Here is a 23,792-nt window from a genome sequence, read left to right as displayed (position 1 = left end):
CTTCAGGATTTCTGTCCCAATTCTTTTGATCGCATCCACGCCGCTCTCACGGCTTCAATCACTGCCGATCGAAAGCCAGACTTTTCTAACGCAGCGATCCCCGCGATCGTTGTCCCCCCTGGACTGGTGACGCGATCTTTGAGTTCGCCAGGGTGAATGCCTTCTTCTTGCAACAGTTGAGCCGTTCCGCGCACGGTTTGCAGGGCAAGCTTCATCGCGATCGCTCTCGGCAGTCCAGCCGCGACCCCGCCATCTGCTAACGCTTCAATCATTAACGCCACATAGCCAGGGCCCGATCCAGAAAGTCCGGTCACAGCGTCCATCATCGACTCTGGCACTTCTACCACTTCGCCAACGGTTTCTAAGATGCGTCGGGCAAGTTCTAAATGGTGAGCTTGAGCGTGTTGACCTGCGGCGATCGCCGTGATTCCTGCTCCAACGGCTGCTGGAGTGTTTGGCATCGCCCGAATCACTGGCTGTCCTGGAAATGCCGATTCTAAAGTCTTGAGAGGTGTTCCTGCCAGAATTGAGATCACTAAGGTTGCTGGATGGCGATCGTGTGCCGATAAACTAACCGCAACTTGCTCAAAGACTTGGGGTTTGATGGCTAGAAAGAGTACCTCGATCGCGTTTGCAGCCAAACGATTTTCACCTGTGACCTGCACACCATACTGCTGCGCCAGAAACTCCTGCCGCTTGACCTGTGGCTCACTCACCACCATGTCATCGGGCAAATAAACCTGCTCAACGACAAGACGGGACAACAGAGCTTCCCCCATCATCCCGCCGCCAATCATTCCAAATTTAGTAGACAAATCAGTCCCCAAAGTTAATGATCCCTGCACCCAATTATTGAGCCGCTCTGACTGGCTCGGCTGCCCATGCAGGAGTTGGGGCTGCGGGACGTGCGGGGCGTGCAGGCTGAGGTTGAGGCACTTCATGAATCACACCCGTTTGAGTGCTGACCTGAACACAGCTAGGCGTGAAGAGGAAGATGCTTTCGCCGATGCGCTCTTGATGACCATCGATCGCGTAGGTGCCACCTGCCACAAAATCAACCGCTCTTTGCGCTTGATCAGGGTCCATGATCGTCAGATTCAACACAACTGATTTGCGTTCGCGTAAAGCTTGAATCGCTTGGGGCATTTCTTCAAAGGTGCGGGGTTCCATCACCACAACTTCTGAGATACCGTTGGCGGCTCCGGGCATTCCAATGACGTTGTTCATGCTGTTGTTGCTCACACCTGTTGCAATAGGGGTTGTTTCGGGAGTAATGGCGGCGCGATCGCGGAACCGTTGACGACGAGCACGGCTTTCTTCATCGGCGATCGGGGCAGGAGCCGGATTCTCTTCTTGATAAAGAGTTTGATACTCTTGTCCATCCATTTCGTCATACTCGTATTCGTAGTCCACTTGTTCGTTCAAGCCCACAAAATCCCGTAGTTTACTGAAGATATTCACGATTCAAGCTCCATCACGACTTCAATTGGGTGTACTGGCAAAGCAGTTTTGATCAGAGAGTAGCCAATGTAGCTAAACTCAGTTTTTAGTTAAACGAGGGAAATAAAACTTCGAGCCAATATCTTTGCGCTTAATTTAAGAATTAAGGTTTCGATTTGCGACTCAGGAAGCTTATCACAATTACTGTTTAGAATTTATGAATAAACAGTATACATCTAGTTCGCGAAATTGAAAGCCCCATAATTTTTTCTTTCAATCTCAGACGCTATTGTATCGGGTGGTTTAAAAATTGAACCAGTCAATCGCTATTTTTTACACCCGATCGCCCTAGATGCACCGCAAACCCTTGTATATCGCCTCTCCATAAAATAGATATCGAACTGGATTGCAGGTGATTACTGCTCATAAAGCCGCCAGCGATCGCTGAGAGGCTAACGATAAAACGGGGTTCTAAAGCGACACCTTGCTCGTGCCTGACTAACACAATCAAGGCTAGTTTCAACATTGCAGAAGTCAAAGTTGTAATTCAACATTGTCTTGAAAAATGCAGGACGATAAATTAAGTTTGTCTGAACTTTTTGAACTAGCTTGAAACCTCAAGTCTGTCGCTTTTTTCGCTAAAAGTTCAATCGAAATTAGCCATGATGGGTAATTAAGATATCACTTTTCATCACATCCAACACTTTTTTTAGAAAAAGTTCAGAAAGCCTCTGTAACCCATAACTGAAAACACTTCGGTTGATAGTAGGTAGTTTGTAAGCCAACGACTATCGTCAGTTAGTTACCGATACAGAAGTGTTTGTTACTACCTATCTAACCGCATTTACTCGCGATGTTACTTACTACATTTCCGCTCTATTCAGTTATTTGCCCTTTAAAGTAGGTAGACAGTTTTCCTCAGATGTGGGAACACCGAATCGAAATCTTAGCCTAAAAGGGGCTGAGGGGCTAGACCTCTCACTCGTCAGGCTTGACTTTCAAATCCCCGAATAATATCCGTCCGGGTCGAATTATAGTGGCTCCCGCTTGGACTGCCAATAAATAATCTTCGGACATGCCCATTGAGAGTTGATCTAGGTAGAGTCTCCGTACATTTTGTTGTTGAATTTTAACCGCAAGTTCGCGAGTTCGCACAAAAAGATCAAAAATTTCTGTAGCGCTCAGACCTAGAGGCGCGATCGTCATCAATCCTCGAATCTGCAAATGCTCACAATCGCCCAGTTGAGGCAGGTCAGCCCATAACTCTGGTTCCGTCCAGCCAAACTTATTGGGGTCGGGGAGCAGTTTAACTTGCAGACAGATTTGAGGCTTTTGGGGGCGATCGGCCGCAAGTTGATTGAGTCGCTGCGCCAGTTTGAGACTATCGACTGAATGAATCCACTGAAATTGCTCTAGGGCTTTTTTTGCCTTATTAGCTTGCAGATGACCGATCAGGTGCCAGGTGATATCAGGAAGATCGGCGAGTTGAGCTTGTTTAATCTCAGCATCTTGAATGCGATTTTCACCAAAATCACGCAGACCAGAGGCGTAAGCAACCCGCATCGCCTCAACCGAAACTTGCTTAGTGACTGCAACCACCCGAACGCCATCGGGAACAGTCTGACAAAATCGGACAATTCGATCTCTTAGTAGATCAAAATCAATAGCATCAATCATCAAAACGTGCGTTTGTGAATCACCTGAAGCTGATCGTACTCCTTAGATAAGCCAGTTCGACGCAGCATTCGCAGACGGTTTTCGACTAGCACTTTAGCCTCGGTGCGGTTGATTGGCTCAAATTCAATGCCATCGGAATCGTTTGATGCGACAAAAAAGAGGCGCTGGGCATAGAGTGTGCTGAATAGCTCTCGCTTTTCTTCTACCAAACACACTCTGAACAGCAACCCAAACGTAGGGTGATTTAGATAGGTCTCAGTGCTCATTCAGACTTGGCTCGACAGGATATCTAGAGGGTGTGATTTAAATCAGTCGATTTGAGGTGAATAACAAATTGTAGTAAATATATTGAACTTTGGAAGTAGTAGGGGCTTGGTTCGTTCTAATATCGCGCTATGGAAGCTAAAAACAGTATTTTTTGTAGCAGACATAACAGATTATAAATGTACACTGCATGGCATCATGAAGCCGTTTATAGCTGTGATCGACCCGCATTTACAAAAAGCAAAAGCGCGAAACTGGAGTCCTGCTGCCAGATTTCGCACTTTTTTGAGTCAGTCAACTGCGATCGCCAATCCCACAATCACCGCTTGCCCTGATAATCCTTAAAAGATTGATAGGCAGATTCTGGGTGATATAGATGGCACTGATCCGTAATCTGCTTCATCAGCTTCCAGGAAAAGCGATGCTCTTGCAGCGAACTGCCCCACGTCTTTTGCAAGCTGCGATGGGCGAGTCGCAAATTATAAGACGGAATCGCTGTTGAGAGATGGTGAGGAATGTGAACGTTAATGTGATGGCAGAGAAACTCAACCCCAAACGGATATTCACAGTGAACGGTGCCAAATAGCTGCGCTTGCGCCTCATCCCAGTCTTCTGGCTCAGAGAAGTGGATGTTGGGCAGCGTGTGGTGCACCAGGGTGAAGGTGCTCATCCAAAAGTGATAAATTAGCCAGGGCAACAGCCAAAATTTGACAAAGCCCCAAACTCCCGTCGTTGCAATTAGCGTTGGAAACACGATCGCCGCAAACACAGCAACAACCGCGATCGAGACTTTCACTTTGGGGCGATCTTTTGGCTCATATTGCGACAGATCGAAGTGAACAACTCCCCAGTGCAAAATCGATGCCAGCCACCACAAACGACCTCGCATATGTCGATAGCCCACGCGTCTGACGATGCCAAACTCGTCATAGTCTTCGGGGCGGAAAGGCTGCCAGGCATTGTCCACATCCATCTTATTGGTGTGAGTGTGGTGGGTGTTGTGCAAAAGTCGCCAGCCGTGAAACGGGTAGATCAGCGGTGCCATAAAAATGTGACCCACTAGATCGTTGACCCATTTGCGCTTGGCAAACGATCGGTGCCCACAGTCGTGAGCGATCACAAAAAATCCGGTGAGGGCAGTGCCCGTAAACACCCAGGCGAAAGGGAGTAAAAACCAGGGAGATGCTTGAATCGCCCAATAGCCTAAACCCACCATCAAAACGTTGACCAGCACCATCGTCCAGGCTTTTCGCCTATTACGCTGAAAGCTTTCGCGGGGTAGGGTTTTAAGAATATCCTTGAGACGGAGCTTTGAATCAGTGAGATCGAGAATCGTGTTCTGAGGCTGGACGGTCAATGCTGTCATGAATTGATTTTTTCCTCCGAGTAGTGTTCGGAACGCAAACAAAAACCTGCCTAGCTGTGAGCAGGTCTTTTCCCAACGATTTAGTAGTGGACACGATCGCACCCTAAACAGACAAATTTCTTCAGAAATCTATCCTTAGCTAGAAGCAATGCAGTGTTGTTTGTAACAAAACCTTAATCGTTATATCACAATTCGATAACGCTCTGTCGAAAATTTGTTAAGTCGAGGTGCGATTACCCATCCAAACCTTTTGGCAATAATTAATCAACGCTTTGCCCAAGGAATCAAAGGATCTTTTGCAATGTGATTAGCCACTGCAAAGGCTCCGTAGCGGTTGAGATGGCTGGGATCAGAGAAGAAATCATGCTCGGTTTTCCATTCTTCAGCCAAATTGCGGTAGGTGAACCCTAATTCAGCAGAAGTGCGGAGCATATATTGCTGGAAGGCTTGCTCGTGGTTTCGACGCACTGAGTCGAGATATTCCCCCGACAAGGGGAGATTGATAAACACCAGAGGAATTTTTTGCGATTGCGTGAACGCGGCTAAAGAGGCGATCGCCGCAGACTGCCTGCCCTCTAGTCGAAAATCAGCATAGTCACTGTCACTATTGCCCGCTACTCTAGAATATTTCTGATAATAAGTTGCCGGATTAAAGCGATTTGAAATCGGCAAAAAGCCATTGACATCGATTAACCCCTGTCCGTCTTGAGAAATGGTCAGGTCAGTGTCTTGCTCAGAGTTAGGATGGGATTTGAATCCAGAGGCGACTCCACGCTGGAACAGTGTTTTAAGAGATTCTCGCTGATCGTAAGTGCTAGAAAGATTTGCCAATGATTGATTTAGCCAGGTGTTGACGGTTTGATAGCTGTCCGCCACGACTGAGTTAGTGGACGAAATCGTGCCTAACGAAGTTGTTACAGACGACTCAGGTTCAGGAGGCGTTGGGGCAGAGGCGATCGCCGATGACGAATCGATCGGAATCTTTTTAAAGCCTTGGGAGACGGCGATCGCGTTGTAGGTGACATCGACCCTCCCACTGTTAATCGCGCGTGAGCCATCTGCCCAAATGATCAGCTTTGGCATCTTTTCGGCAGGTAATAATCGACGCACAATCAAATCCACTACTTGAGCAGTCGCCCCGTTCACGCCAAAGTTGAAGATCTTTAAACCGGGATAGCCTTGTGCCGCCAATGCTTGCTGTAACGCAGCGGGATCGATGCCTCGCATGGCTCTAGAACTGCCCACCACCAAAACATCAGGAGCGCCTGATTTCTCAATATATTGACGATAGAGAACCAGCTTTTCATCAAGTTGACGAGCGTTAAACGTCGGATAGGGCGATCGAGTCGCGTCAACCACAGCTTTTTGCTGAAGTTGAGCCGCCGCCAGCGCTTTAGCAGTGGGTGCCCCCGTGATCGCAGGTGTTGGACTCGGATCATCCGTCGAAAGCACTGTCTGCCCCGACTGGGTAAAGCCAGATCCATTAAATGCGTCGCCGCGACCAATGCCAGGTTTTTGAAGCGAGATTTGAGGCAATGTGATCTCATCCGAGATAACTGGAGCCGGAGACACAGTGGCGATCGCAGTCGGCTTTGGCTCAGTTTTTGGCTTGAGCAGTTGCCCCAAAATCCAATCAGATTGCACCGTCAGCAATAGACCGAGCGTGCCCCACACCAACGCGAGTTTAGTGTTTTGAGCCATTCTCGGTTTTGCGTCTAGCGATCGATGGCTCGGAGTCTCCACGACGAATAGCTGCGATCGCGTCAAAATTCCCTGCATTGATTCGAGCAGTCGATTTAAGGCAACTCGCAGATCGTCAGCAGTCAGGTCAGGTCGCCGCGTCAACTCGCCCGATTCCGTTAGCAAATCGCCCACATATTCATCTGAGGCAGCAAACTCTGGAGTCGCAGCAGGCACGATGCGATCGCGAAACCCAAAATCAGCCCCATAGCTCCAAGCGGGTCGGGCTTGTCCGGCTCTGCGTCCATAAATTCTTACCCCAGCAACACCCGGAATATCGAGTGGCTTAAGGAACCGAGCGATCGCCGTTCCGACCCGATTTTGAGGCGGACAGAGCGGCGCATCCGCCATGATATGCAGGAGATCTTCTTTTTGCCGCACCTGAATGCGAATGCCGCCTGTGGCAAGTTGGCGATCGAGATCGGGGTTAAGCAACCGACTCAGCAAAAACGCGATCGCGGGAATGTCTCCTTTTTCTGCCAGCCAATGAGTCGAGTCTGACAAAGCAGGGTGAATTGAGGCAGGCAAATTGAGCCACTCAACCCAAGCAGGGCTATCAGGTTCCGAGGGTTGAAGTTTAGAGGAATCAGTGGGAGCTTCAACGCCATAAACGGCGGCAGATTGAATGCCTTGGGGGGCGATCGTCTCTAACAAAAGCTTGATTGCGGCAATGACTCGTCTCTGATCGGGCGCATTCTCCCCCACGCACGAGATATGAAGGGTTGTGTCTTTAAGCGTTGCAGAGGCGTGAATCTGCTGATCGAACGTGCGATCGAGGAGCCGAGAAATTGCGGCGGGGTCACCCCATCGCGCCCACGCTTTGAGCATCTCATCGGGAGGAGTTAGATCGACTCGCAGCGTCCAATCAGGCTGAAGCTCTCCATGAACTTGGCTAAACACGATCGCCGATTCAAACCCAGTTAGCTCTAAATCTCGCAGTTTTTGAGCGATCGATTCCGCCATCAGCGACGCATCAGGGCTGTAGGCAGACTCACACATCACCCAGAGACGCGAGTGGTCTAATTCACCATCTTTTGACGGAATGGTTTTTACACTAGCTCGAACCGCCACCCCTAAACTATTGAGCGACTCACTTAAATAACGAGCGATCGCGTCCGGTCGCCCCTGTTTTGCGAGTCGAATATTGGCGATCGCGAGTGAAGAGCTTGGAGTGTCATCGGTCAGACTGACAGATCGCGCCGGGACTTTTTGCAGCTTTTCTAGATAGCGATCGATCTGATTGAGATAAATCACCTCTGCCCAATCAGGGTGAGGCTGACCCAGCACCCGACCATAAAGCAAAACTTGATAGACTTGAGGCTGATCATCTGCAATAAAGCGCTCTAAATTCGTCTTGGCAAGCGCTTGAACGACGCGAAGTAACAGCGGCGATCGGGGCGGACAAGTCTGACCTTCACACAAAATATAGAGATTATTACCCCGCGACCGCACCTGCACACGCACCTGCGGCGAGTCAATGACCTGCTCAAGCCACTGCACCAAACTGAGTCTGGTTTCTGCTGGTTTTATTGAAGACGGCGGGCGCTCAGGTACGTTCAACATCAGAAGCGGAATTCCTTGTGGTAGGGACGACTCGTTTCGCTCTCTAGATTTGATAGGGTAAACAAAAGTTGACGAATCAAGTTAAAAACGGGTTAACAACTTAGGCTCTAAATTCATAAACTTGCTAGGCTAAATATAATGCATGAGTAGACGCACAGAACTGCGATCGATCTAAGCTCTGAAGAGCGACATGGCGCTTTCTGCTGCTTCTGATCGGGCAATTCTATCCTCCCTAGCTTCAAAATACGGCGGCTTTTGTCGTTTTCAGACTGAAATCTTAGAGATTCTAGTCTAAAAACGTAGAATCATGACCATTTACTAAAAAATTGAACCTGAATTTAGCGGTTTCGACAATCTGATTTAAGACGCTTTGACGTTCAACTGTTTATTTGAGCAGCCTCTATGGAATCTTCTGATCAAAAAGTTTCTCCGATCGAGCCTTCTAGTTTCGGCTTAGATTCTGAAGTCTTAATCGGACTGGTGGCATTGCCAGTGCTGGCAGGTATGGTCGGAGTCCGAGCTTTAGCCGAGGGGTTACGCGAACTCGGATCGCTGAGTGAAGAAATCTTTCGGGGCGATCGTCTCCCGATCTTAGAGTTCAATTTGCCAACGGCTGAACGCTCCTCCGATACAAATTATACGGATTGAATGTTTCGCGACTATTAGGATTGAATATTTGCCCGTAAAATTATTGAGTATCTCTGCTGGAACCGCTTTATGAGTTCGACCCGCCCCTCTCCCGAAGAATCCTCCTCCAGAATCGCTACAGAAGCGAACGCAGTGTCAGCTATGTCATCAGATGATATCGGAGTGTTTACCTCTGACCTCTTTCTTCGCCATCGTCTCAAAATCGTAGAAGATCTGTGGGAAGCGGTTTTGCGCCAGGAGTGCGGTCAAGAACTGGTCGATCTGCTTAACCAATTGCGCGAGATGTGTTCGCCCGAAGGTCAAGCAACGACTTTTGCCGAGTCAGACGTGCTGCAAGTGGTCGAAAAGCTCGATCTCAATGAGGCGATTCGGGCGGCTCGGGCCTTTGCCCTTTATTTTCAACTGATCAATATTGTCGAACAGCACTACGAGCAGCGAGATCAGCAGCAGCAATATCGGGCCGCTCGTGAAGCAGCGCCTTCGTCAAATGTCAAGCATGATTACGGTCAATCGCCTGAGACGACCTCTAGCCTAGAAGCCGATTTGCTTGAAAAGAGTATGCACGAGAGCAACCTGCGGCGAGAAGTCGGGACGTTTCACTGGCTCTTTCCTAAGCTCAAGCGGCTCAACGTGCCACCTCAGCAGATTCAACGGCTGATTGATCAGCTAGACGTGTGGCTCGTGTTTACGGCACACCCGACCGAGATTGTGCGTCACACCATTCGCGACAAGCAGCGCCGCATCGCCAAGATTTTGCGAGAACTCGATCGCGTCGAAGACAACCTCAAATCAATGGGGCTTTCTTCTTCCTGGGAAGCTGAGTCACTGCGAGATCAACTCACCGAAGAAATTCGCCTCTGGTGGCGCACCGATGAACTGCACCAATTTAAGCCCACCGTCCTCGATGAAGTCGATTACACGCTGCACTACTTCCAAGAGGTGCTGTTTGACGCGATTCCTCACCTCTATCAGCGCTTAAAGCAAGGGTTGCATTCTTCATTTCCAGGGATGCAGATGCCCCGCTATAACTTTTGTCAGTTTGGCTCGTGGGTGGGTTCCGATCGTGACGGCAACCCTTCTGTCACGCCTCAAGTCACTTGGCAAACCGCCTGCTATCAACGGCGCATGGTGCTAGAAAAATATATTCAGTCGCTTGATCGCTTGATCGATTTGCTGAGTCTGTCTTTGCACTGGAGCGATGTGCTGCCCGACTTGCTGGAATCGTTAGAGCAAGACCAGCAGCGGATGCCCGATGTCTATGAGCAACTCTCCGTTCGCTATCGTCAAGAACCCTATCGCTTAAAGCTGTCCTACATTCAAAAGCGGCTGAGAAATACGCTGGTTCGCAATGAGCAGATGTATAACAGCGATCCACTTCCCCAAGAGATTCCTGAATATGACGAAGCGATCGTTTACCGTACTGGCGAAAATTTTCTCGCAGAACTGCGGCTAATCCAGCGTAACTTGTCTGAAACTGGACTAAACTGCCGCGATTTAGATCATCTGATCTGTCAGGTCGAAATTTTTGGCTTTAACCTGGCACACCTCGACATTCGGCAAGAAAGCACTCGCCACGCCGACACCCTCAACGAGATTGCCGACTATCTCCAGGTGTTGCCCAAATCCTATAACGAGATGTCAGAGTCCGAAAAAACCATTTGGCTGGCAACCGAGCTTCAGACTCGCAGACCGCTGATCCCGGCTGAGTTGCCCTTCTCAGAAAAAGCGCGGGAAACGATCGCCACCTTCCGCATGATGCGAAAGCTCCAGCAAGAATTTGGACTCGACATCTGCCGCACCTACATCATCAGCATGAGCCACGATGTCAGCGATATGCTCGAAGTCTTGCTGCTCTTAAAAGAAGCCGGACTCTATGACCCCGCAACCGGGGTGAGCACTGTGCAAGTGGTGCCGCTGTTTGAGACGGTCGAAGATCTGCTCAAAGCGCCTTCTGTTTTGACAGAGATTTTTCAGCTTCCTTTCTATCGATCGATGCTGTCAGGCGGCTTTGCACCGCCTGAAGAGGGAGCGATCGACAAACCCAAAGACACATCCACGATTCTGCACAGCGTCTCATTGCAGGAAGTGATGTTGGGCTATTCTGACAGCAACAAAGACTCTGGGTTTCTCAGCAGCAACTGGGAAATTCACAAGGCCCAACAAGCGCTGCAAGACATTGCTGACCAGCATGGGGTTGCTCTACGAATCTTCCATGGTCGCGGCGGCTCGGTCGGTCGCGGCGGCGGCCCTGCTTACGAGGCGATTTTGGCGCAGCCCGGTCGCAGCGTCAACGGGCGGATCAAGATTACCGAACAGGGCGAAGTCTTGGCATCGAAGTATTCTCTCCCAGAGTTAGCATTGTTCAACTTAGAAACCGTGACAACTGCTGTGATTCAGGGAAGCTTGTTGCGAACTGGGTTTGACGACATTCAGCCCTGGCACGAGATTATGGAAGAGTTGGCAGCAAAATCGCGGACTCATTATCGGAGTCTAATTTATGAACAGCCAGACTTTATTGATTTCTTTCATCAAGTCACCCCGATCGAGGAGATCAGTCAACTCCAAATCAGTTCTCGACCTGCCCGTCGCGGTGGCAAGAAAGATCTGTCAAGTCTGCGAGCAATCCCTTGGGTGTTTAGCTGGACTCAAAGCCGCTTTCTGTTGCCTTCTTGGTATGGAGTCGGAACCGCCCTGCAAAGTTTTTTAGAAGATCATCCCGAAGAACACTTGAAATTACTCCGCTACTTCTATCTCAAATGGCCATTCTTTAAAATGGCGATCTCAAAAGTTGAAATGACGCTCTCAAAGGTTGATCTGCAAATTGCAGGGCACTATGTGAGTGAATTAACTCAACCCGAAGATCGCGAACGATTTGCGCCCGTTTATGAACAGATTCTCAGTGAGTATTACCTGACGCGCGAACTGGTGCTGACGATTACTGAACACAAGCGTTTGTTAGACGGCGACCCAGAATTGCAGCGATCGGTACAGCTTCGCAATGGCACGATCGTGCCGCTCGGATTTCTGCAAGTCTCGTTGCTCAAACGCCTCCGTCAACACAAAACATTTGCAGCGGCGGGTGTGGTGCGATCGCGCTACAGCAAAGGCGAACTGCTGCGGGGCGCACTGCTCACCATCAACGGCATCGCCGCCGGAATGAGAAACACAGGCTGATAAGTTGGTATGCGATACGAGGTAAGCATCAGATCATATAGACACTCATTTCATAGGTGAGCGCTATGACTATCACTCTCGCTAAATGGGCGCTTGATGAGTATCACCAGATGATTAATGCTGGCGTTTTACTCGATCGACAAGTTGAGTTCTTGAATGGGGAAGTGGTCGAAATGTCGCCGGAAAGTCCTGAACATGCGTATCGGAATACGACATCAGCGGACTTACTCCGGCGAAAATTGGGTGATCGGGCATGGGTTCGAGACGCAAAGCCGATTACGCTGCCGGAGGCTGTTTCAGAACCGGAGCCAGACATTGCAGTGGTGGAGGCGCTGGGTGAGGTCTATGCAACCCGTCATCCCTATCCAGAAAATGTTTATCTATTGATCGAATATGCCTATTCCAGTCTAGCCAAGGACACGGATGCAAAACGCAAGCTCTATGCTCGATCGGGGATTCAAGACTACTGGGTGATTAATCTCAAAGATCGCCACGTAATCGTCTATCGCAATCCGCAGAATGAGGATTATCAGTCGGTAGAGAGGCTGACTCAAGGGACGATCGTGCTTTTGGCATTTCCTGATGTAGAGATTTCGGTTAATTCCATACTGTGAAGAGTTAGAGAGCGATCGCCCACGATGATGCGGTGTTGATCTCGCTGAAGAGGTTGTCGATCGCGGACGCGGTAGCAAAGGCGAGTTAAGGTAGCTAGACTAGCTGATCTGTTGGCGCTCAGAGTTAAATTTCTTCAAGTGATCTGTGAGGTGTATGAGAGTTACTAAAGCAGAATTACAGGTTTTGGTATGCAAGAAAATTTAGAAACAGTTCGCAGGGAAATACTACCGTGGGCTGGCGACTCTGTAGTTGCTTTTTACCTTGAAACTCATCCCTCCTTTCCATACAAGGAGCAGTTTGCAAAGCTTTTTGTTGAGGCTTATCATGCTTATCTTTCAGGATGTTCACGCGCCTCAATTATTGTCGCTGGCGAAGCTTTATTAAGAGCAATTTACGACCAAATAATTTGCTTGGTTGCAAAGGGTTATAGCGTTGAAATCTTCAAAGCTAGAGGACGCTCAATTCATTTGGAAGAAGGAACATCGGTAGCTACTTTACATCAGCTCACTGATGAATGTTCATTTCATGCAGCCATAAAAGCCCTCGGTCAATTAAATATCTACTCGCAAGATTTGATCAATAAAATGCGAGTGGTTAAAGATCTTCGTAATAGAGCAACCCACGGCGATTTTCCTCTTTTTGATGAATGGGACCCTGATGATCCACGTCCCAGAGAGCAGTTGCGGCAAATCCTTTCTGATCAAGACTTTGAGTTTCCTGAAGGGTATCGCTTTCTTCTCGATAGAGACGGTGCTGACTGGTTCACTATTGACCTACGCGAATACAAGTGTCGTTCGCTGAAGTCCTTGGGAACCGCAGATCGTTTCGCTGTAATTCAGTACCTTCTTGTACTTGAAATAATCTCAAAACTGAAAGACGCTTCTACATTAAACAAATCTGTATGACGCAGTATCAAATCAGTACAAAGCCGAGAACCCGCTTGGGGAATACTCCAACTTAGTTATTTTGCGACGATCGGGAGACTTCTCGCTTCGTTTGAAATTGAGCCGCGCAACCACTCATTATTATGCTGTCTTAGATTATTCATGGCGACGTGGTTGAGAAGTTACGGTGAAGTTGCAGGATAAGTTGCTCTCAGTTCCCAACGATCGAGAAAGGTTTAATGTTGTAGGTAAGGCTAATTCTTCAGCACTCTTGAATCACGATCGCCGTCAAAATTAGAGGAGAAACAAATTCTCGTAAGTGACTCGGCACGATCGACGAGGCTGTATTTGGCATTAGCTTTTACAATTCTAGAAAGCTAGAAGTTAAACCAATGAACATCCACATCAGGAGAAACACCCATGCCCCAAATCGAAGAACAAGTTCTAGAGCATCTCCGCACCCTTCCCAGCAAACAACAACAAGAAGTCCTCAACTTCGTTTTATTTCTGAGTCAACAGCGACAAAATAGCCTCACCCCAGTCACTCCACCCCGTTCCTTCGCTGTTGCCGCCCAGCACTACATCGGCTCCTTAGACGGTGGGCCATCCGACTTGTCTACAAACCCGCAATATATGGAAGGCTTTGGAGAATAATGAGCCATCCAGTCCTACTAGACACAGGTCCGCTAGTTGCTTCTCTGAAAGCCCAGGATCAGTTTCATGCTTGGGCGGTTGCCGAACTTGATCGCGTCCCATCCCCCGTCATCACCTGTGAAGCCGTCATCACAGAAGCCTGCTTCCTGTTGCGAAACACACCTTCTGGAGAAGCTACTATTCTCGCCCTCATCGCCGACGAACTCATTCAAATGCCCTTGCGAATAGAAGATGAAGCGATCGCTCTGCAAACCCTGCTGACCCAATACCGCTCCGTCCCCATGTCCCTTGCCGATGCCTGTCTTGTTCGCCTTGCCGAACTCTATCCCGACAGTCCCATTCTCACTCTCGACAGCGACTTTTACATTTACCGCAAACACAAGAACCAAGCAATTTCCGTCATTGCTCCAAGCACCCCGTAAACTGACTTTTAAAGGCGAAGCATCGATCGAAATGCTTCACCCTTATAATTATTGGCCTACAGATATAATTTCCTAATCGTCCTCATTTAGAGGGTCGCCTAGCATTCCAGGCGGCTCCTGCTCCTGCGCCGACTCCTGCAATCATTCCGGTTGCCATTCCTTCTAGCGTTTTGACGATCGGGTCTTGAATGAGGCACTGATTAGTCAGCACCTTTGCCTGCAAACATTGACTACTTTCCGCCCAGCTAGCGGTTCCGCCTACAATCACACCCGCAGTACTGCAAAGCAAGATTAACAAGAAGGAACGATGTTTTTTTATACCCATGGGTTGATGACAAATCGCGACACTACAAGATCAATTCATTCTAATTTGCCCATTTACCGGATCGGTTTTAACACCGATCGAGAGTTGGGGTGTCGCAATGTTGAATCAGTAACCTCAATCTAAGACTTAATCGACTCGGAGATTAAACGGAAGCCGCACATAAACGCCCTTGGGATCGTTCATAGAGCGAAGAGAAGCGAGATCTGCCTGAATTTTTTTCAACTCGTCAGTGAATGGATCGCTAGAAGTTGCTTTGGTTTCGTCACCGCCCAAGAACCGACCCAAGAGTTTCTCCTCTAGGGTGCTGGTTTTAGGATATTCTTCTAGCTGCCAATCGTCGCCAAGTTTTGCACGGTTCGCGGCTTCTTTAACCGCATCTTCTAGCCCGCCCAACTCGTCTACTAAACCCAGCGATTTTGCTTCGCTGCCTGACCAAACTCGCCCTTGAGCGATCGCGGCAACTTTTGACTTTTGGAGTTTGCGAGAGTCAGAGACTTTGGTCAAAAACTGATCATAAATTTTGTTGACCGATCGCTGCACCAGTTCTAATTCTTCGGGCGTTTTGGGACGGCTGATCGTTTGACTGTCGGCAAAGCGTCCAGTTTTAACCACGTCCCAAGTCAGTCCGTTTTGATTGGCGATCTTTTGAATATTGGGCTGCAACCCAAAAACCCCGATCGAGCCTGTGATCGTGTTCGGTTCGGCAAAAATACGATCGGCATAAGTCGAAATCCAATAGCCTCCCGATGCTGCCACGTCGCCCATCGACACGACAACGGGCTTGACCTTGCGAGTCAACACAAGTTCTCGCTGAATAATTTCGGAGGCAGTCGCGCTTCCGCCAGGGCTATTGACTCTCAGCACCACTGCTTTTACGTCGTCATCGAGGCGCAGATCTCGGAGTTGTCGAGCTAGGCGATCGCCGCCGACTTGTCCTGCTGTGCCCTGCCCGTTGACGATTTCACCATCCGCGTAGACCACTGCAACTTGCTGCTTGGCGTTGCGCTTTTTAGGGTGATCTTCGGCAATTTTGGCGTAGGTTTTGAGGGTAACTTGACGGAAGGATTTATTCTCTTCGTCTTCACCCGTCAAAGTTTTAAGCTCTGCTGATATCTCGTCAGAATAGGCAACCTTATCTGCCAAACCTTTCTTCTGCGCGTCTTGTGGACTCAGAATGCCCTGACTATCGGCAATTTTCTGAACCTGCTGAACGGTCATTTTGCGGTCTTTGCTGGTGGTTGCGAGAAATTCACTCCACAAATCACCCAAGAGTTTTTCGGTTTGCTCTTTGTTGGCGGGGCTGCGCTTGGTCAGCAAATATGGCTCGACGGCTGACTTATATTTGCCGACTCGTGTGACTTGCACACCCACACCAAACTTCTGCAACGCGCCTGCATAAAACATACTTTCAGAACTGAGACCATTGATCTCTAATTGCCCGATCGGGTTAACTGCGATCGTGTTTGCCACAGATGCTAGATAATATTCGCGTTCTCGCCAATCGACATCATAGGCATAGATTTTTTTGCCCGTTGCCTTAAAACGCGTCAACGCTTTGCGGACTTCTTTGAGCGTGGCAAAGCCAGAAGCATTATTGCCGCTGCTGCCATGAAGATAAAGAGCAATGATTTTAGAATCTTGGGTGGCGTGGTCGATCGTGTCTAAAACGGTGCGAAGCGTAATCGTATCGGTTTCATCGCCAGAGAGAGCACCACTGACGATCTCACGAGCCGAAGAAGATGGGCGGGAGTCGGTGATGTTTTGAGACAAATCGAAGACCAACACTGATTTATCCTTCACCTGCGGCCCGGTGTCTTTGGAGGCAGTGGCAATCACTAAAAATAGCAATCCGCCGACGCTCAGACCTAGAAAAATGAAAATGCCCAATAGGGTGGCAAAAGTGTGTTTGAGAAAGTCACGCATAGAAATAGAGTGAAGGGTGAAATTGTGTAGGTCTGCGATCGTATACGCAAGTATCTCAAGAGCGAATCTGCGATCGTCCTTCCATGCTAGACGCTCTTACGAATTACTAGACACCCACACTTAGTGTTATGGCGCTAGCTTTATGTTTGGCGAGTTCGGATTTACGCACTCAGCTCCTAAAAATAGTTTGTTAGATTGAGAACTGTGGCGATTATTTCAGGGGTTTCTGTTTGCACTGCTGAAGCCTTGAGAAGTTGACAAGTGACTGGTTCAACTTAAATCTTGCACCTTTTGCAACAACCGCCAAGAACTGAAGTTCTTGGCTCGTAGCTCAAACCCATTGAAATGGGTTAAAAGGTTGGCTCAGTCCTCTTGAGAGGACTTTGGCGATTAGCCCGAATTTTAATTCAGGGCGGGTGAGCGGGAAATCGTTAAGACTGGTGCAAGATCCGAGTCAAGCTAAACCTGATTGAAGCCGTGAAAAAAATCCCTATCTTTGCAGCAGTTTTAGCACTTTTGGCGTTTACTATGGTCGTGTTTGCAACGTCGCCTCAGAATTCTGGCATCAAAACTCAAGAACTCGCCCGCTCGATCAATCAGATTTATGTGTTTGGCGATAGTCTTTCAGATACAGGCACCATTTATAAGGCTACTGGAGGCGCTTATCCTCCTAGCCCGCCCTACTTTCAAGGACGCTACTCAAATGGCCCGGTTTGGGTTGAGCATCTGGCATCTAAGCTGTCACTGACCCTCGATCGCACTACCAATTTTGCAGCAGGCGGCGCAACTACTAGTGCAAAAGGTTCCTATGGAGTTCCAGGGTTATTAACTCAGATAAACGGCTTTACGAACGCTCATGCTCAAGCCGACTCGCAAGCCCTCTATGTCGTCTGGGCAGGCGCTAACGATTATCTGCAAGAAGCAACCCAGCCAGCGATCGTCGTTGAGAATGTCATGCAGGCGATCGCATCTCTCTCGAAAGTCGGTGCCCGAAAGATTTTGGTTGGCAATTTACCCGATTTGGGGCAGCTTCCGTCCACGCGCAACACAAGCAATTCTCAAGCTCTTAGCGCGGCCACTCAAACACACAACCTCAGCTTGTCTCAATCTCTGGCGACGGCTTCGCAAAAGATCGGAGCAACGGTTCAGATCATTCAATTAGACGCAAATACGCTTTATCGAGAAGCTGAGACTCATCCCTCTAACTTCGGGTTTACTAACGTCACCAGTGGTTGCCTCTCTAGTCCAGATGGATGTCGTCAACCCGATAGGTTTCTGTTTTGGGATGGCATTCATCCCACGGCGGCGGCGCACCGTGCCCTGGGTGAAAGTGCCTTCTCAGCCCTTCAGGTCGAGCGGCGATCGAGCTAGACGGCTCAAAACCTCTGACTCATTGAACCGATTTTCACATCTGTGGTAATAATGGTGTCTGCTTTAACAACGCCGTGGATGTGAGGAAATGGTTGCCTGGTTGTATAAGACAACTGAGATTCTGGCCAAGCGATCGATTGGAATGCAGAGGCTGATCGGAGTCGTGTGTCTAGTCAGTCTGCTATGGATTGCTCACCCTGCCATCTCTCAAGAAAGCAGTCTCGATGACCTTAAGCAACATCAGCAGCAAATTGATCAGCAGCGATCGGCGGTGCAAAAAGAGCGCGATCGGGTGCAAAAACTAGAGAAATCTGCTCAAAGCAATCTCAAAGGCATTCGCAAAAACATTCAAGTCACCACCGGACAAATTCAAGTTAGTGAAACTAAGTTAAAACAGGCGACGCGGCAACTTAAAACGCTGCAAATCGCATTGGATTCTGCCGATCGGACTTATCGCCAAAAGCAAGCTGCAACTGGCTCTCGACTGCGTTTTTTGCAGCGTCAGCCCAGAAGTCACGGTTGGGCAGTGCTGTTGCAAAGTCAGAGCCTCAATGATTTTATTGATCGTCGTCAGCAGCTCAGGCGAGTGTATAAAACCGATCGTAAGATTCTCACTGACTTAAAATCGGATGCCGAACGGCTCGATCGCCAACAAAATCAAGTCGAACAGCAAAAAAATCAAATTGCGCTGCTCACCCAAGAGCTTCTGGCACAAAAATCAGAATTTGAAGCGCAAGCAACCTATCAAAACAAAGTAGTCGATCGCTTAAAGACCGATCGACGGGCGCTCGAAGCTGCCGAAGCTCAACTTGCAAAAGACTCTCAAAGCATCGGAGCGCTGATTCAAAAACGAGTGTCTGAAGAACGCGCTAAAAATGGCATTGTCGTCTTGGGCACGGGCCAGATGAGTTACCCCAGTGATGGCGAGATCACCAGTGGGTTTGGCTGGCGAATGCACCCGATTTTGGGCTATCAACGCTTTCACTCTGGGGTAGATTTTGGTGCCGACTATGGCAGCATGATTCGGGCTGCCGATCGCGGCGTAGTGATTTTTGCCGGATGGTATGGCGGCTATGGCAATGCAGTGATCATCGACCACGGCACCACCACTACCACCCTCTATGGGCACACCAGCGAACTCTACGTTTCAGAAGGGCAAGCTGTAGAGCGAGGGCAACCGATCGCCGCCGTTGGCTCAACCGGGCTTTCGACCGGGCCGCACCTGCATTTTGAAGTCAGACAAAACGGCGAACCCGTTGATCCGATGGCATACTTTTAGCGATCGAGCGACAAATTTCACCCTTCACCCTTGATTTTTGACTCTGTTTTCGGTGCTATAATGTTGACGTGACGAGGGCATGTAGCTCAGTGGATAGAGCATCAGATTCCGGTTCTGAGGGTCGGGGGTTCGAGTCCCTCCATGCTCGTAGAAGTAAAGCCTTTGAGAAGTGTCGATTTCTCAAAGGCTTTAAGCTTTTAAAGCTCAGGTTAAGCATTCAGCAAAGGATCTTTGAGTTTCTCAAAGTGTCACATTACGGGATGAAGATTCGCCTTGCACCTCGGTAACTATCAATATCGAGCACAATTTCAATCAGACTTTCAACACAACGACCTCGATATTCAGAGTCACTTAGCAGGCGATCAGCGTTACCGATCGTAATCACACAACGATGCTGAGGTGCTTTCTTCACGCATGACTTGTTCCAGCGAATCTTTTCCTTTCATACTACGATTGGCTGTGAGCAAAATCATCTGGTTTTCTTGAGCTAATCGCCAAACAACCCGGTCATCACTAGCGATCGATAACTCCATTTCTGAAAACGTGACAAATCGAATCGGGACGACATCAAGCCAACCCTGACGACCAATAGCACAGAAGAAAACTAAAGCATGCCCCTTGAGATTATGATCAATCAAGAAAATCATGCTTTCAACTGACGCTTCGCCCGAATTGCCTGAAGTTTTTCCCAAGCGGCTTCGGTTCCAGGTTTCGGAGGCTGTACAGCAATTCGAGCGATTCGCTCACGGTTTTGTTCTGCGTAATATTGCTGAAGTTCTTCGGCTTCTTTGAGAACTTGATGATACTCGGCTTCTACCTCAGCACGATTTGCCTCAATGTAGGCTAAAGCAGTATTGATTTGTTCCCCCGTAAGCTCAAATAAGCCTCGGATAAACTTAGGCGGATATTGAGCCGTCACGTGATCCATTATATCGTAGAGGGTGATGCGTGTGCCTGCGATCGTCAGTCCTCGCTCTGTACGAATGATTGCTGACTGCTTGTTAGATGCTGCCGTCATAACGAAGCCTCTTCAGAGTTATCTTCATCGTATCTTATGAGGCAGCGTAGGCAGTCCTCACTGGTCTGATTTTACGATCGGCGGTTTGCGAAGCAAGTTCCCCTTCGGGTAATCGCTTCCCCATGCAACGAGATATTTCTCAAATTGTCAGGTAAAAAGAGGTCGATCGCTGTGCAGTTTGCTAGAGGGGCGATCGTTGACAGTATCCTCAACTTGCATCCCACATAATTCTCAATGGGTGAAGTCTAACGTCTGGTTCACCCGTCGCAGATGACTTCAAACTCACACTAGGTAGACTTTGGGTGCAACCGACTTCTTAGCCTTTCCTCCATTATTGTTGATTGAAACCCTCTTACTTGTTGTTCTCAGAACTGCCATGCATGTTTCCGAGTCCTCAAATAACTCTCTTAATTAAGGTTTATGGGTAAGGAATCCCATCAATAAAGTCACCTAATTCACTATGTTTGTATTTACCATTACTCTTTAGGCATGTGTTTAGACGTGTTCTATAGAAATCCTGTATCTTCTCAGTCTCTAGCGTCCAAGAAAGACGTGAACCAATCTCATCCGTAAATGAAGTTTGGCTGAGAATTACTAACTGCTCGTTAGTTGCATCTACATGAAACTTTCCATCACGCCACGATAAACTACTAACAATAATCTCAGAATTGCCTCTATAAGGAGTAGGGGTGCCATTTATAAGTGCAATGCACATTTTCCCTCCTACCTTAGCAATAACCCTGTACGTACCCCTGAATATACTGCCAGCGCCACCGTATTGCCCTGTTGCCAACAATAAGCTGGGTGGTGACTCATCTACTGTGTTAGCTGTTGGAGTTTTAACAGGAACTCTTGTCGACTTTACATGGCTAGGAGCAGGTGAGGAAGGAACGGTAGAATTACCAATAATCTTCTCCCACCACCATGGGGCAGTACCCCCAGCAAGGAGTGCTACTACGACTGCTACAGCAATCTGTCCAAAAACACCGCCCTCCTTCTTGCCGTCCGACATCAATTTATCTCCCAAAATTGGATGTTTGGCTAAGCCTTTACGAATAGCCTCTCAAACATGACTTTACTTTGTGGACAATAGTCGGGCTAACGATCTAACTAGACTGCCTTTCATCGTGTGACCCATCTGCTAATTTAGAAGATTAGGCTGACGACTTGCCATCTAATTTCCCAAAAACGCAATTTGTTTAGCGCGAGATGCAACCGCACCCCTTGCAGCCTAACCCTCTACCTAGCAAATTAGACTAACACGCTACCCAAACCCTACGTTTCTTCAAACTCAAAAGCTCGAAAACTTCACACTTCTCTCGACGAGATAGACCACACCTCCACCAAAGAAACGATCGCTCCCCCTCAAAAATTTAGCTTCCCAAAAAACAAAAAACTCCTGTAGAATACATCGCAGTGATGAAGTTGTGCCCCGAAATCTGATGAGCAAGATCAGACTCCGAGGACTTCCATCCCTAGTTACTTGTGCTAACTCAGGAGGCGTTCATGATTGTACACCGTCGGCTTTGCTATGGGATCTTGAAAGGCTGGAATCAAGATCCCGCATACACTTTTCATCCCGATCGAATGTCTGAGAAATCAGAGTTCTTGTCCTCTTTGAATTAACCGAGAGGACAAAATAATATGGGAGTTAGGACTGTGATTCCTAGCTCGATTTCGTTCACCGTTGAGTTACGTTGCTCAACCGAAAAACGTTATCGAGTCAGTGTGACTTTAGATTTGCAAGAGCGTTACATCTTCCTGTCATCTGGCATTCTCGTGAATGTGAGCGATCGCATTGAAGAGTTTGTTTCACAACTGAGTGAGATTGCATCCAATCAACTGGCATTGTTCAAATGGGATGGCACGAGTGACTTGACGACTGAATATCAAATTGTCCGAGTGTTGCCTGGCTATCAAATGGAGCGATCTTTAGCAAAGTTCAACATCGTCTTGGGCAATGGTTCACTAATTCAAGTGGAGGAGTTGCACAACAAAATCACCATTCAACTATAGGAAACTAGGCGTTAAGGAGCCGTCGATTACCAAATCCTTCACATTCAGGCGGCTCCCTAAACGTGCAAATCGTAAGAGCAATCGGTTCAGTTTCAAAGTTCCTCTTCCAAGTTTGGGAGAGGGATTCAGGGTGAGGAAAGATTCGTGCAGGAGAGGACTATTACCTAAATAGCAACAGTTGCAGCAATCCACCGACGACACTGATCAGAGATTGACCCAATCCGCCGTTACTTTCTTTGCGCTCTTTGGGTGGATTTTTGATGCTTTGCACTAACTTTTGGGCAGCTTCAGCATTTTCTTTTTGACCTTGTTGTGAAAACAGAGTCGATGCAAATTCGCTGTCTTGGACGGCTCCATCTTTGTCACCCAACTCTAATCGAGCGATCGCTCGCCCAAAATAAGCCATTGCGTGGTCAGACTTGCGAATAATCACCTGATTGAAGTGCGCGATCGCTTTTTCATAGTTGTGCTGTTTTGTGGCATCTAGTGCCCAGCGATAAAAATCTTCGGGATCGCCTACGGTAGGAGGTAGCCCGATCGCGCCTTGCAGGGCAGCATTAGTCATTTGAACACCCGTAAGATCGGCTCCTGACAAAAAGGCTCCTCGCAAATCTGCCCCGCTCAAGTCTGCGCCCGCCAATTTTGCGCCGCTTAAATCGGCTCCATAGAGACTTGCTCCAGCCAAATTTGCCCCGCTCAAGTTGGCTCCTGATAAGACAGCTTGGCTGAGGTTTGCCCCGGCTAAATTTGCCTGATTTAGGTTTGCTCCGGTTAACCGAGCTAACACCAATCCCGCGCCGCTCAAGTCACAGCTTTGACATTGTTTGGTCGCAATCAATTGCTGAACGTGATCAAGGTTTTCAGCTTGAGCGGGGATGGCGGCTCCGATCGTCAGAAGCATTGCAGAGATCGTAAAAGATTTGAGGTTCATAGATTAGCTAACCGAGTTTAGCGTCTTAAAGAAGGTTGATTTTAGGGGTTTCAAAAAGGGTCGATCGCGATAACCCATACTACGTTTGTTTCTAATTTGTGGCACGATCGATTTAAGTCTCCCTTAAAAACCAGATATTTGCATCATGTCTAAAAAACAAAAGTTTCCCTATCTGGTTGGCTCAAAATGGACGGCCCAACAAACCACTTGGGGATGGCGACATTTTCAAGTCGTCAATCGCACCAACGAAGGTCAATGGGTGTTTGCTGAAATGGTCGCTGCCTGTGATCCAAATATTCGATTTTGGATGAATGCCAGACTTTTAAGAGACCGATCGCAGTGGCAAGCAGGATGGCGATCGCTGCAAGAAATCAAAATTGACGAAAGTTTTCAGTTTGAAGTCGAGTAAAGAAGGACTTCAGCTATTTTCTCTTACCGATAGATCAGCCCTGCCATTCTGGGGGACTTTGAACTGGAAATTT

The 23,792-nt window shown here is 48.3% G+C and carries 24 protein-coding genes and 1 tRNA gene; 12 read left to right on the top strand and 13 right to left on the bottom strand.

The genetic code is table 11. The features are described 5' to 3' along the window. Nucleotides 1-2 precede the first annotated feature (2 nt). The 5 genes from proC to pipX form a co-directional block, all read right to left on the bottom strand. Nucleotides 3-941 (bottom strand): pyrroline-5-carboxylate reductase, encoded by a 939-nt coding sequence (gene proC, locus C7B65_RS04640; protein ID WP_244913163.1) that lies wholly within the window; start codon nt 939-941, stop codon nt 3-5. After that, on the bottom strand, nt 850-1,461 hold the full coding sequence (locus C7B65_RS04635) for a cell division protein SepF (protein ID WP_219898351.1): 612 nt from the start codon (nt 1,459-1,461) through the stop codon (nt 850-852). The genes proC and C7B65_RS04635 overlap by 92 nt, the downstream gene beginning before the upstream one ends. 298 nt (nt 1,462-1,759) lie before the next feature. Further along, nucleotides 1,760-1,966, bottom strand: coding sequence for a hypothetical protein (locus C7B65_RS04630; protein ID WP_106253937.1), 207 nt, complete (start codon nt 1,964-1,966; stop codon nt 1,760-1,762). Nucleotides 1,967-2,418: 452 nt separating this feature from the next. Next, nucleotides 2,419-3,117: a YggS family pyridoxal phosphate-dependent enzyme gene (locus C7B65_RS04625; protein WP_073069871.1), complete on the bottom strand. Its 699-nt coding sequence runs from the start codon at nt 3,115-3,117 to the stop codon at nt 2,419-2,421. After that, nucleotides 3,117-3,383, bottom strand: coding sequence for a transcriptional coactivator PipX (pipX, locus tag C7B65_RS04620; protein WP_073069870.1), 267 nt, complete (start codon nt 3,381-3,383; stop codon nt 3,117-3,119). The genes C7B65_RS04625 and pipX overlap by 1 nt, the downstream gene beginning before the upstream one ends. Before the next feature lie 106 nt (nt 3,384-3,489). On the opposite strand from pipX, the gene C7B65_RS27325 reads away from it, so the two are divergent. After that, nucleotides 3,490-3,726 carry a C2 domain-containing protein gene (locus C7B65_RS27325; protein WP_143162010.1) on the top strand — a complete coding sequence of 79 codons (237 nt, stop codon included), beginning with the start codon at nt 3,490-3,492 and terminating at the stop codon, nt 3,724-3,726. Here C7B65_RS27325 and C7B65_RS04615 read toward each other — a convergent pair. Beyond that, a complete protein-coding gene (locus C7B65_RS04615) occupies nt 3,701-4,747 on the bottom strand; it encodes a fatty acid desaturase (protein ID WP_073069869.1) in 1,047 nt (348 codons plus the stop codon). The two genes, C7B65_RS27325 and C7B65_RS04615, sit on opposite strands and share 26 nt — an antisense overlap. Before the next feature lie 264 nt (nt 4,748-5,011). Then, nucleotides 5,012-8,050, bottom strand: a complete 3,039-nt coding sequence (locus C7B65_RS04610; protein ID WP_073069868.1) for a hypothetical protein — start codon at nt 8,048-8,050, stop codon at nt 5,012-5,014. 402 nt (nt 8,051-8,452) lie between these two features. On the opposite strand from C7B65_RS04610, the gene C7B65_RS04605 reads away from it, so the two are divergent. The 6 genes from C7B65_RS04605 (at nt 8,453) to C7B65_RS04580 (ending at nt 14,447) form a co-directional block, all read left to right on the top strand. Then, entirely contained in the window at nt 8,453-8,698 is a 246-nt protein-coding gene (locus tag C7B65_RS04605) for a hypothetical protein (RefSeq protein ID WP_073069867.1), read from the top strand. Nucleotides 8,699-8,767: 69 nt separating this feature from the next. After that, nucleotides 8,768-11,872, top strand: coding sequence for a phosphoenolpyruvate carboxylase (gene ppc / locus C7B65_RS04600; protein WP_083582721.1), 3,105 nt, complete (start codon nt 8,768-8,770; stop codon nt 11,870-11,872). 65 nt (nt 11,873-11,937) lie between these two features. After that, entirely contained in the window at nt 11,938-12,486 is a 549-nt protein-coding gene (locus tag C7B65_RS04595; RefSeq protein ID WP_073069865.1) for a Uma2 family endonuclease, read from the top strand. A 189-nt stretch (nt 12,487-12,675) separates the two neighbouring features. Next, nucleotides 12,676-13,392, top strand: coding sequence for a DUF4145 domain-containing protein (locus C7B65_RS04590; RefSeq protein WP_073069864.1), 717 nt, complete (start codon nt 12,676-12,678; stop codon nt 13,390-13,392). Between the two features lie 399 nt (nt 13,393-13,791). Next, on the top strand, nt 13,792-14,025 hold the full coding sequence (locus tag C7B65_RS04585) for a DUF2281 domain-containing protein (RefSeq protein ID WP_073069863.1): 234 nt from the start codon (nt 13,792-13,794) through the stop codon (nt 14,023-14,025). Continuing rightward, nucleotides 14,025-14,447, top strand: a complete 423-nt coding sequence (locus C7B65_RS04580; protein ID WP_073069862.1) for a type II toxin-antitoxin system VapC family toxin — start codon at nt 14,025-14,027, stop codon at nt 14,445-14,447. The genes C7B65_RS04585 and C7B65_RS04580 overlap by 1 nt, the downstream gene beginning before the upstream one ends. A gap of 82 nt (nt 14,448-14,529) precedes the next feature. On the opposite strand, the gene C7B65_RS04575 is transcribed toward C7B65_RS04580, so the two are convergent. Continuing rightward, entirely contained in the window at nt 14,530-14,772 is a 243-nt protein-coding gene (locus C7B65_RS04575; RefSeq protein WP_073069861.1) for a hypothetical protein, read from the bottom strand. 126 nt (nt 14,773-14,898) lie between these two features. After that, a complete protein-coding gene (gene sppA / locus C7B65_RS04570) occupies nt 14,899-16,695 on the bottom strand; it encodes a signal peptide peptidase SppA (protein ID WP_073069860.1) in 1,797 nt (598 codons plus the stop codon). Nucleotides 16,696-17,172: 477 nt separating this feature from the next. Here sppA and C7B65_RS04565 point away from each other — a divergent pair, with 477 nt between their 5' ends. The 3 genes from C7B65_RS04565 (at nt 17,173) to C7B65_RS04555 (ending at nt 19,493) form a co-directional block, all read left to right on the top strand. After that, the gene (locus C7B65_RS04565) at nt 17,173-18,066 is read left to right on the top strand and encodes an SGNH/GDSL hydrolase family protein (RefSeq protein WP_219898349.1); all 894 of its coding nucleotides are present in this window, start codon (nt 17,173-17,175) and stop codon (nt 18,064-18,066) included. An 88-nt stretch (nt 18,067-18,154) separates the two neighbouring features. Beyond that, a complete protein-coding gene (locus C7B65_RS04560) occupies nt 18,155-19,345 on the top strand; it encodes a murein hydrolase activator EnvC family protein (RefSeq protein ID WP_083582719.1) in 1,191 nt (396 codons plus the stop codon). A gap of 75 nt (nt 19,346-19,420) precedes the next feature. Beyond that, a tRNA-Arg gene (locus tag C7B65_RS04555) sits at nt 19,421-19,493 on the top strand. A 220-nt stretch (nt 19,494-19,713) separates the two neighbouring features. Here C7B65_RS04555 and C7B65_RS04550 read toward each other — a convergent pair. From C7B65_RS04550 to C7B65_RS04540, 3 genes are all read right to left on the bottom strand, one after another. Beyond that, on the bottom strand, nt 19,714-19,992 hold the full coding sequence (locus tag C7B65_RS04550) for a DUF5615 family PIN-like protein (protein WP_223257294.1): 279 nt from the start codon (nt 19,990-19,992) through the stop codon (nt 19,714-19,716). Then, entirely contained in the window at nt 19,989-20,363 is a 375-nt protein-coding gene (locus C7B65_RS04545) for a DUF433 domain-containing protein (protein ID WP_073069859.1), read from the bottom strand. Before C7B65_RS04545 ends, C7B65_RS04550 begins: the two co-directional genes overlap by 4 nt. A gap of 418 nt (nt 20,364-20,781) precedes the next feature. Continuing rightward, nucleotides 20,782-21,375 (bottom strand): hypothetical protein, encoded by a 594-nt coding sequence (locus tag C7B65_RS04540; RefSeq protein WP_073069858.1) that lies wholly within the window; start codon nt 21,373-21,375, stop codon nt 20,782-20,784. A 632-nt stretch (nt 21,376-22,007) separates the two neighbouring features. Between C7B65_RS04540 and C7B65_RS04535 the strand changes: the two genes are divergently transcribed. Then, on the top strand, nt 22,008-22,379 hold the full coding sequence (locus tag C7B65_RS04535; protein WP_073069857.1) for a hypothetical protein: 372 nt from the start codon (nt 22,008-22,010) through the stop codon (nt 22,377-22,379). A 160-nt stretch (nt 22,380-22,539) separates the two neighbouring features. Here C7B65_RS04535 and C7B65_RS04530 read toward each other — a convergent pair whose 3' ends face one another. Beyond that, a complete protein-coding gene (locus C7B65_RS04530; RefSeq protein ID WP_073069856.1) occupies nt 22,540-23,310 on the bottom strand; it encodes a pentapeptide repeat-containing protein in 771 nt (256 codons plus the stop codon). A 145-nt stretch (nt 23,311-23,455) separates the two neighbouring features. Here C7B65_RS04530 and C7B65_RS04525 point away from each other — a divergent pair, with 145 nt between their 5' ends. Continuing rightward, entirely contained in the window at nt 23,456-23,719 is a 264-nt protein-coding gene (locus tag C7B65_RS04525; RefSeq protein WP_073069855.1) for a TIGR02450 family Trp-rich protein, read from the top strand. The last annotated feature ends 73 nt before the right edge of the window (nt 23,720-23,792 follow it).

The organism is Phormidesmis priestleyi ULC007 (assembly GCF_003003695.1).
GTDB lineage: Bacteria > Cyanobacteriota > Cyanobacteriia > Leptolyngbyales > Leptolyngbyaceae > Phormidesmis_A > Phormidesmis_A priestleyi_A.
This window is presented reverse-complemented; position numbering and strand designations above follow the sequence as displayed.

Bases quoted from the DNA above. Each gene is read 5' to 3' on its own strand.
- proC (WP_244913163.1), bottom strand. From the start codon at position 941: ATGAAGTGCCTCAACCTCAGCCTGCACGCCCCGCACGTCCCGCAGCCC.
- C7B65_RS04630 (WP_106253937.1), bottom strand. From the start codon at position 1,966: ATGTTGAAACTAGCCTTGATTGTGTTAGTCAGGCACGAGCAAGGTGTC.
- C7B65_RS04625 (WP_073069871.1), bottom strand. From the start codon at position 3,117: ATGATTGATGCTATTGATTTTGATCTACTAAGAGATCGAATTGTCCGA.
- pipX (WP_073069870.1), bottom strand. From the start codon at position 3,383: ATGAGCACTGAGACCTATCTAAATCACCCTACGTTTGGGTTGCTGTTC.
- C7B65_RS04615 (WP_073069869.1), bottom strand. From the start codon at position 4,747: ATGACAGCATTGACCGTCCAGCCTCAGAACACGATTCTCGATCTCACT.
- C7B65_RS04610 (WP_073069868.1), bottom strand. From the start codon at position 8,050: ATGTTGAACGTACCTGAGCGCCCGCCGTCTTCAATAAAACCAGCAGAA.
- C7B65_RS04605 (WP_073069867.1), top strand. From the start codon at position 8,453: ATGGAATCTTCTGATCAAAAAGTTTCTCCGATCGAGCCTTCTAGTTTC.
- ppc (WP_083582721.1), top strand. From the start codon at position 8,768: ATGAGTTCGACCCGCCCCTCTCCCGAAGAATCCTCCTCCAGAATCGCT.
- C7B65_RS04595 (WP_073069865.1), top strand. From the start codon at position 11,938: ATGACTATCACTCTCGCTAAATGGGCGCTTGATGAGTATCACCAGATG.
- C7B65_RS04590 (WP_073069864.1), top strand. From the start codon at position 12,676: ATGCAAGAAAATTTAGAAACAGTTCGCAGGGAAATACTACCGTGGGCT.
- C7B65_RS04585 (WP_073069863.1), top strand. From the start codon at position 13,792: ATGCCCCAAATCGAAGAACAAGTTCTAGAGCATCTCCGCACCCTTCCC.
- C7B65_RS04580 (WP_073069862.1), top strand. From the start codon at position 14,025: ATGAGCCATCCAGTCCTACTAGACACAGGTCCGCTAGTTGCTTCTCTG.
- C7B65_RS04575 (WP_073069861.1), bottom strand. From the start codon at position 14,772: ATGGGTATAAAAAAACATCGTTCCTTCTTGTTAATCTTGCTTTGCAGT.
- sppA (WP_073069860.1), bottom strand. From the start codon at position 16,695: ATGCGTGACTTTCTCAAACACACTTTTGCCACCCTATTGGGCATTTTC.
- C7B65_RS04560 (WP_083582719.1), top strand. From the start codon at position 18,155: ATGGTTGCCTGGTTGTATAAGACAACTGAGATTCTGGCCAAGCGATCG.
- C7B65_RS04550 (WP_223257294.1), bottom strand. From the start codon at position 19,992: ATGATTTTCTTGATTGATCATAATCTCAAGGGGCATGCTTTAGTTTTC.
- C7B65_RS04545 (WP_073069859.1), bottom strand. From the start codon at position 20,363: ATGACGGCAGCATCTAACAAGCAGTCAGCAATCATTCGTACAGAGCGA.
- C7B65_RS04540 (WP_073069858.1), bottom strand. From the start codon at position 21,375: ATGTCGGACGGCAAGAAGGAGGGCGGTGTTTTTGGACAGATTGCTGTA.
- C7B65_RS04535 (WP_073069857.1), top strand. From the start codon at position 22,008: ATGGGAGTTAGGACTGTGATTCCTAGCTCGATTTCGTTCACCGTTGAG.
- C7B65_RS04530 (WP_073069856.1), bottom strand. From the start codon at position 23,310: ATGAACCTCAAATCTTTTACGATCTCTGCAATGCTTCTGACGATCGGA.
- C7B65_RS04525 (WP_073069855.1), top strand. From the start codon at position 23,456: ATGTCTAAAAAACAAAAGTTTCCCTATCTGGTTGGCTCAAAATGGACG.